This window comes from Methyloparacoccus murrellii (assembly GCF_054657115.1).
This window is the reverse complement of the sequence record NZ_BAAHXD010000074.1, coordinates 1-7,117: the sequence shown is the minus strand read 5'-3', so window position 1 is coordinate 7,117 and position 7,117 is coordinate 1. Positions and strand designations below refer to the sequence as shown.

Sequence of the window (7,117 nt, the reverse complement as noted above, 5' to 3'; positions counted from 1 at the left end):
CCTATGCCAAATTTATATATCGACCTGACCCCACCCCTACCACCCCTATTACCCCTATCCAAAATCGCTACAGCCCGCGCCAGCCGTGGGCTCCAGAGGTTCCGTTATACGCTGGGTGATTTTAGGGGTAGTAGGGGTTGCGCCCTACCACCCGCCGTCGACGCGGCTAGTCGCCGCTGGGCCGGTGCAACTCTCGAACCCGCCACTTGGCCGCTGCCTTGGTGTTGCCTTGGTCTTTCTTCTGGAGGCTCCAGCCGTCTACCGTCATGCTTCGGATGCGACTGAGGATTTTACCGACCCGGGTGGTGTTGGTCGGCCCCGACTCGCTCTCGCCCACCAGCGCTCGCGCGGCCTGGCTCAACTCGATGCCCTCCACTGTGCCGGCCTTTGTCATCCCCACAATATCCTTGGCGACGAACCACTGGGTTCCGAACGATTTGCGCAGGCGCCTGATGAACTCGGCGACGAGGTCCGCATCAACGAGAGACCCGTCCGTTGAGTTCATATTGCCCAGCAAAGACGCAGCGGGGTCCTGCATACCCAGCCAGATCAGCGGCTGACAGCACCACGTGTCCCATTGGGCGTAGTTCTTCACCGGCTCGCGGCTCGCCGGGGCATCAGCCACCAACCAAGCGCGAACGATGGTCAATGCGGCAGCGATGTATTCCCCCCTGTGCTGGATGAGGTCAGCGAAGGGATCTTTGGTGAACTGGCCCTGTCCGGTCGGCGCGTAGAAGATTTCCACCGTTCGGCGCCGCATGTCGCCCTCGATGGTGATGCCGTTACCGCTCAACTGCATCAGGACGTTCGCCGGTACGGTGACGATCTTGCTGAATCCGAGTTCGCGGTCGCTGACGAACGGCTCCGTCAGCATATTCAGCATTAGCGGCGACCCCGCCAGCGCACTGCCCGCGGACAGCTCGTCGAAGCGCACAACATCTGGAAACCGCATCAGGGCCGAGAACAGGCTTTTGTCCAGCTCCGAGCGGGGCGTTTTGTGCGCCAGGGGTGATGCTCTGCCAGCGGTCGCAAACCTCTCGATCATGCCCTCTGAATAGTTCTTGCCCGCCCCACTGCCGCCCAGGTGCGCCGTGTGGAGAAACGCCGGTGCTGCCCGAAGCGATCGTCTCGTGGCTGCTGTGAGGCAGGCGGCGACCGCCGCCGCCCGATCTCGCGCCCCCTCGAACTCCACCTCATCAAACAGCGCTGCGACGCGGCGCAGCGCTGTTTCAGCATCCGCACGGGTTGGGCGTTCGGGGATGCCCGGAAAGTCGTCGGCGCTGAATGCACAGAACAGCTTGCTTGCCCCGTCATAGCCTGCCGCGTTGCAGAGGCTTCCATCCTCGCGCAAGAAGGGCTGCCGCGCGATGCCGCGTATCTCCAAAATGCCGGGGTAGTGGCCCTCATCGACGACGGCCTTGGCCAACTCCGCCGGCAGTTCGGCTGGCTTCCACTCTTCGTCGCGCTGGTGATACTTCTGGACGACCGCGTACCGGGCCAGGTAGGTCCCCAGGGTGGTGGGCCTCAGCAATCGAGAGGGCTCGGGAACGCCGCCGACCGCGATCAGACCATAGAGGGCTCCACCAATCTGATAGACCCCGTTGCGCCCGAGAATTTCCTGGATGGCATCAACAGCACGGTGCCGGTCACCCGCGACAAGCCGGATAGGCTCTCGGTCGTCACCCTCATCGTGCTCGGCATCCCAATCGCCTACCGTTCGTCCGCCGCGTTCCGCGTGCAGCCTCAGCACGCTCCCAACAGTCAGTTGTCCGTAGGTGCGGCTGCCGCGCCTTTCGTCCCACTTGTCCCGCATCAGCGCCGACCGCCGGAAAATCCGGTCCATTTGCTCTGAATCGCGGTTGCAGAAAAATGCCAGTATCTCGATCAGCTTGGCATCCAGCACACTGCGGTCCTCGATCCACTGGCTGGTTTTCAAGTCGAAATATTGACCGTCCTCAAAGAGCTGCCGGAAGGGCACGCCCTGCCTCGAATTCTTGATTCGGCGGATTACCGCATCGTCCGCTGCGGGGTTGGTTGTCGCTCCAGGCACCCTCTGCGCCGCGCTCGCGCTCGAAACGGCATCGCCCCCCATGTGGTTTCGAGCCAACCAAGCCAGGGCTGCTTGGCCGTCTGCGGGGCTTTCAAGGCTTCCATCCAATCGCTGGCCAGTCACAGTCAGAAATCGGGGCGACCGATGATCATAAGCCTCGATCCACTGCTTGTCCTCGGCCGCCTTGCCCTTGCCGCAGCGCGAGGTTGTTCCGAGAACAAAGAGCCGGAGGCCGTCGCCGCCCGGGCTCCGCTCGATGTAAGCCGTCGAACGGAACTGCTCGACGATCTCCGCTGCCACGGGATGGCGGACCTCGCCTGCTTCGTCGAGCACATGGTCGAGGTCGACGCCCGCCAGCCCGTCACCCTCGGCGAAGCAAAAACCGATGCCATCCGCTCGCCCTGCCCGATAGGCCGCCATGGCCTCGTCAAAGCTCGCCCACGTTTCGGGATCGTTTGCCCGCGCCATACCCCGTCCGTCTGCGCGGAAGGGCGGTTTTGTCCACCGGTCCCCCTTCAGCACATACTTCCAGCAAACCCACTGTGCGTGGCTTCGCAGGGCTTCGGGGATACCCTCGGCAATGACAGGGAGAGGTGTGGGTTTGGGCACCGCCGATGCGCTGGGTTTTTCCTTGGAACCCTCAAGATAACCCGAGTCGTTCGCTGGCAGCTCGTAGAAACCGTAGATCGCTTCGGGCTCAAGGCCCTCGAATAGATCAATGTAGCCGTCGAAGGACGATTCATTTAGAATATTCACTGTCATTCTTGCCTAGTGATGAGTTGGCACCGGTCCCCTCTCCCGGCACCGATAGGGGTTAAAGGATGGTAGGCAAAATATCTCAGCCCGGCTGGTAAATACCGCCGGGCTTTTCTTTGTTTTGGGCGCTCGAATCAGGCAGCTATTTGGTTACGCGCCTGGCGGTCGAACCATTCTTGAATATCGCGCACGCGGTACACCACGCGACCGCCGATCTTGAGGAACGGCAGCCTATGTCGGGCGCGAAGATTTTCTTGGGTCTTTTTGGCGACGCCGGTCAGCAGCTCGAAGTGCTCCGGGTCGAGTAGGTCGGAAGGGTGGTAGTCGTCCCACGCAACGCGGTTGCGCCGGGGTGGGGTAGGTTGGGTGGCGGTCATCTCAAACTCCATCGCAATTTCACGGGAGTCGAGACTTTATGCCGCAACCTTGAGGGGGTGGTGACCTCTGCTATGCAGAGGTCACGGTTTTTTTACCGTGCTGCGATCAGAGTACCCGGCCTTGCGCAGCCACCGGATGATTGTGATTTCACTCAACTCGCTCAGCTCGGGGTATCCCTGTCGCGCCACCCACTGCCCGGCCGCATTCGCGGAAGGAAAGCGCAGCCGGTTGTCTGCAACCCACCGCGCCAGAAACGCCCTAGCCTGTTCGTTTCGCCTGGCATGCCCCGCCTTCGCCGCCAGACGGTGGCGTTCTGCGTCCTGGCGCTGGGTGTCCGCTACCTGTTCGAGCCGACCCCGGAAGCGGTTGACCACGGCTGCCGCTTTTCGGTGTACCCCCGGGCTGGGTTCCGCAAGGGAGGCTTGCATGGCGTCCACCACAGCGTCGGCGATCTCCCCCATGCTTTCGGCCACCGTGCCCCGTTCCCGAAGCGCCTCCACGACGGCGATCACCAGCCGGGCATCCGCACGGATTGCTGCACGGACCGCATTTACACGCTCTCCCGCCGCGACAAGGCCAAACCTGGTGCCGTTCATTCAGCCCTCCGTTTCCTGGCGGCCAGCAGGTCGCTGACGGCATTCTCGACCGATGCCCGCACCGGAGTTAGGTCAAGCCTGCTATAGACCACCGTCGCCTGCGGACTCCTGTGTCCCAGGCTCTTGCCGATGATGGGCAGCGATGCGCCCGCTCTGGCTTGCCACGACCCGAGCGTGCGCCGGATGTCATGGATTCGAAAGTCTTGGATGCCGGCCCGTTTCAGAACCGTCCGCCATGCTGTTTTAGGCTCGACCAGGTGCCCAGTCCAACCCGTGCCAGGGAATACCCACGTCTCGTTTGCGACGCGCTCCGCCTTGCGGCGGGTGAGGATTTCAACAGCCTCCGGGACCAGGGGCACTTGGAGACGGTCGCCGTTTTTGGTCTCGGGAATCGTCCAGGTGGATTCCTCCAGGTTCAAATCCCGCCAACGCATAGCCTGTAGGTTGGATCGCCGCGCGCCGGTGAACAGCGCCAACATGAAAAAATCCCGCAAGGGGGAAGCCTCGATCGCATCCATCAGGGGGCCGACCTCTTGGGGTTGCAGGAACCGCTCTCGGCTCTTGATCAGGCGATTCCGAACCATGCGGGTAGGGCGGTCCACCGCCCCGACCAATCCCTCGGCGGCGGCCCACTCCAGCGTGGCGCTGATGATGGTCTTGGCCCGGTTGTGAGGCCCGGGCGCTTTGATCGCCGTCACAACAGCCTTGATCTTGTCGGGCGTCAGCGCGGACACCTTGAGCTTGCACAGGGGTTTCAGGTGCGATTCCACAACCTGACGATGCACCCGTGTGGTGGCGGGGGATAGGGGCTTACCGGCCCGGTTGCGTTTTTTCTCCAGGAAGAGGCTGAACAGTTCCTCGAAAGTCGGCTCAGCATGCAGCGCCCGCCTGGCTGAAATCGGATCGTCGCCGACGTCAATCTTGACGGCCATCGCCCGGGCCGCCGCCCGGGCTTCTTCCACCGACCTGCTCGGAAACTGCCCCAGCGGGTGCCGCTGACTGACTCCGCCGACCTTGCGTCGGTAGTAGAACAGCTTCGCTGTGCGCGTCACGATCAAAATCAGCCCCCTCAGCTCCGTGTCAAGGTAGGTTTGCCGGGCGTCTGAGAGTGGCACAGACCGCACCCAACGGTCGGTGAACTTGACGCGGTTGTCAGGCATTCGCTCTGCTCCTGGCCGGCCTCCGGCCTTCATGAAAGACCTCGGGCATTCGCCCCGAGGCCGGCCCATTTGGTTTCGATTTCGCCCGAACGCCATGCGTGGCGCGGCCTTGAGCCCAGCCCCACACATTTTTTGCGCTCGATTTTTCGTTGCCCCTTCATTGCCCCCTCATTGCCCCCGTAGACTAAGGTTGGGTGAGTGTTACAGGGGGCAATGATACCTTACCTAGGTGATATGTGTAGGAAATTGAGGGGGTTACGGAAGTTCCGGGTGCCTCGGAATGTCCGGACGGACGCGAACCCCAACATTCGTAATGTGCGGGTCGCAAGTTCGAATCTTGTCATCGGCTCCATAAATTCAAAGGGTTAGCGAGAGCTGGCCCTTTTTCATGTCTGCCGTTGCGACGTATGTGCTACGCCAGCCGCAAATCATGCGAGGTGCGACCTCTCAGCCTTGGTCAGAAAAACGGCGAATCAGCCCGTTGGTTCCAACCATCAAACCGCCCTCCCTGGGACCCTCTCGCGGTCAACCGCAGCAGCGGGTGCCTCACCAGACGATCGACAACGCCCTGTACGTCATGCCCAAAGGCGAACTGCGTAGCGAACGGTTGGCCTGTCAGCGCAGTCTGCCCGTCCCGGATGGGCATGGTCCACTTCTGGCTGATGTTGCACAGGGCCAGGTAGGCCAGCTTGGTCAGCGCCTCATCGCTGGGGAATGAGCCCTGGTTTGTGGTCAGCTTCCTCAGCCCCATGTTCACCGGCTCGATGGCATGGGTGGTGTAGATGACCTGGCGCATGTCGGGCGGGCCATCCAGGAACGGGGTCAACCGACTCCCGTTCCTGCGCCAGGACTGGCCAATGGACGGATATTCCTGGTCCCGGGTTTCTTCAAGCCGCCTCCGGGCGCGTTGGCGAGCGTGCAGTTCTGACGCTGTTCCCGCGACGGCAAACCGCGAAGCCCCGTAACTTCGGTCGGCGCTGACCCGGTGTCGAGGCCCGCGCGCGGGCTGCCACTCCGGATACGATCGAACAGACCCTCAACATGGCCATCGGCCAAAGCTGGGCGCACTACTCGCCGGGCATCCAGGTGGGGCTGTGGGTTCCAGGGCAAGGCGAATGGACGATCGCCAAGGGTCTTTCTGATGTTGAGCGCAACAAGCCGATGAAGGTCGGCATGCAGCAGCCCATTGGCTCAATCACCAAGACCATGACCGGCACGCTGATCCTGCAACTGGTTGAGGAGGGGGAGGCTGTCGCTCGATGACCGGCTGTCGAAATGGTATTCCTTCGCCCCGGAAGGTGATCGCATCACGATTGCCATGCTGCTCAACATGTCCAGCGGGATTGCCAGCTCTACCGAGGGCAGTTTCTATGCAACCATTTTTCTGAAGTTGATGGAGCGCCCGCATTTTGTCTTCCAGCATGAGCTGCTGGCTGCGCATGGGCTATCCCTGCCACGGGTCTTTCCCGTACCTGGCGGCCACCATGATTATTCGAATTCCAATACCGTTCTGCTTGGGGAAATCGCGGAAAAGGTGACAAGCAAGCCCTATGCCAGGCTGTTGAACCAGCGATTGTTCCGGCCGCTGGGTATGAAGCGCAGCTTTCTGGCGCAGAGAGGCGTCTTGCGAGTTCCCTATGCACAACGGTATCAGGAGTTGAATGCGGGGCAGTTTCTGAAGACAAACTGGGGCATCTCCCAAGCCTGGGCTGCGGGGGGTGTCGCCAGTACACTTGACGATGGCCGCCGCTGGGTTGCCGCACTTGGAACGGGACAAGGTGACACTGCCGGTTCCTTTCGGGACAATCCGTTCGATCGAGCTTGATCCTGATTGATGTCACCGTGAACCAACAAAACCTCTCCGCCCTCATCTGGTCCGTCGCCGATCTGCTGCGCGGCGATTACAAGCAATCCGACTACGGCAAGGTCATCCTGCCGTTCACCGTGCTGCGCCGGCTTGACTGTGTGCTGGCCCCGACCCAGGCGGCGGTGCTGGCGGAACACGACGCCCGCCTCAGCCTCGGCATCCACGCCGATCCCTTCCTGCTGCGCCAGTCCGGGCAGAGCTTCTACAACACCTCGCCGCTGGACCTGAAGAAGCTGCTGGGCGATCAGGACCACCTGCGCGAGAACTTCTATCGCTATCTCGACGGCTTCTCCGACGCGGTGCGCGACCT

At 62.0% G+C, this 7,117-nt stretch carries 7 protein-coding genes and 1 pseudogene; 3 read left to right on the top strand and 5 right to left on the bottom strand.

The features are described from left to right. Nucleotides 1-166: 166 nt before the first annotated feature. The 5 genes and pseudogenes from ACYQ1H_RS14920 to ACYQ1H_RS14900 form a co-directional block, all read right to left on the bottom strand. Nucleotides 167-2,806: a phage NrS-1 polymerase family protein gene (locus ACYQ1H_RS14920; protein WP_460028837.1), complete on the bottom strand. Its 2,640-nt coding sequence runs from the start codon at nucleotides 2,804-2,806 to the stop codon at nucleotides 167-169. Nucleotides 2,807-2,940: 134 nt separating this feature from the next. Next, complete coding sequence (locus ACYQ1H_RS14915; RefSeq protein WP_460028836.1) at nucleotides 2,941-3,183, bottom strand: helix-turn-helix domain-containing protein; 243 nt, start codon at nucleotides 3,181-3,183, stop codon at nucleotides 2,941-2,943. Nucleotides 3,184-3,264: 81 nt separating this feature from the next. Further along, nucleotides 3,265-3,780 carry a hypothetical protein gene (locus tag ACYQ1H_RS14910; protein ID WP_460028835.1) on the bottom strand — a complete coding sequence of 172 codons (516 nt, stop codon included), beginning with the start codon at nucleotides 3,778-3,780 and terminating at the stop codon, nucleotides 3,265-3,267. After that, the gene (locus tag ACYQ1H_RS14905; protein ID WP_460028834.1) at nucleotides 3,777-4,940 is read right to left on the bottom strand and encodes a tyrosine-type recombinase/integrase; all 1,164 of its coding nucleotides are present in this window, start codon (nucleotides 4,938-4,940) and stop codon (nucleotides 3,777-3,779) included. The genes ACYQ1H_RS14910 and ACYQ1H_RS14905 overlap by 4 nt, the downstream gene beginning before the upstream one ends. 613 nt (nucleotides 4,941-5,553) lie before the next feature. Next, a pseudogene (locus ACYQ1H_RS14900) lies at nucleotides 5,554-5,847 on the bottom strand (transposase); the annotation flags it as partial. Between the two features lie 134 nt (nucleotides 5,848-5,981). On the opposite strand from ACYQ1H_RS14900, the gene ACYQ1H_RS14895 reads away from it, so the two are divergent. The 3 genes from ACYQ1H_RS14895 to ACYQ1H_RS14885 form a co-directional block, all read left to right on the top strand. Next, complete coding sequence (locus ACYQ1H_RS14895) at nucleotides 5,982-6,203, top strand: serine hydrolase (protein ID WP_460028833.1); 222 nt, start codon at nucleotides 5,982-5,984, stop codon at nucleotides 6,201-6,203. Beyond that, entirely contained in the window at nucleotides 6,175-6,765 is a 591-nt protein-coding gene (locus ACYQ1H_RS14890) for a serine hydrolase domain-containing protein (protein ID WP_460028832.1), read from the top strand. Before ACYQ1H_RS14895 ends, ACYQ1H_RS14890 begins: the two co-directional genes overlap by 29 nt. Before the next feature lie 17 nt (nucleotides 6,766-6,782). Continuing rightward, nucleotides 6,783-7,117, top strand: a 335-nt coding sequence (locus tag ACYQ1H_RS14885; protein WP_460028831.1) for a type I restriction-modification system subunit M N-terminal domain-containing protein, incomplete at its 3' end; no start/stop codon positions are given.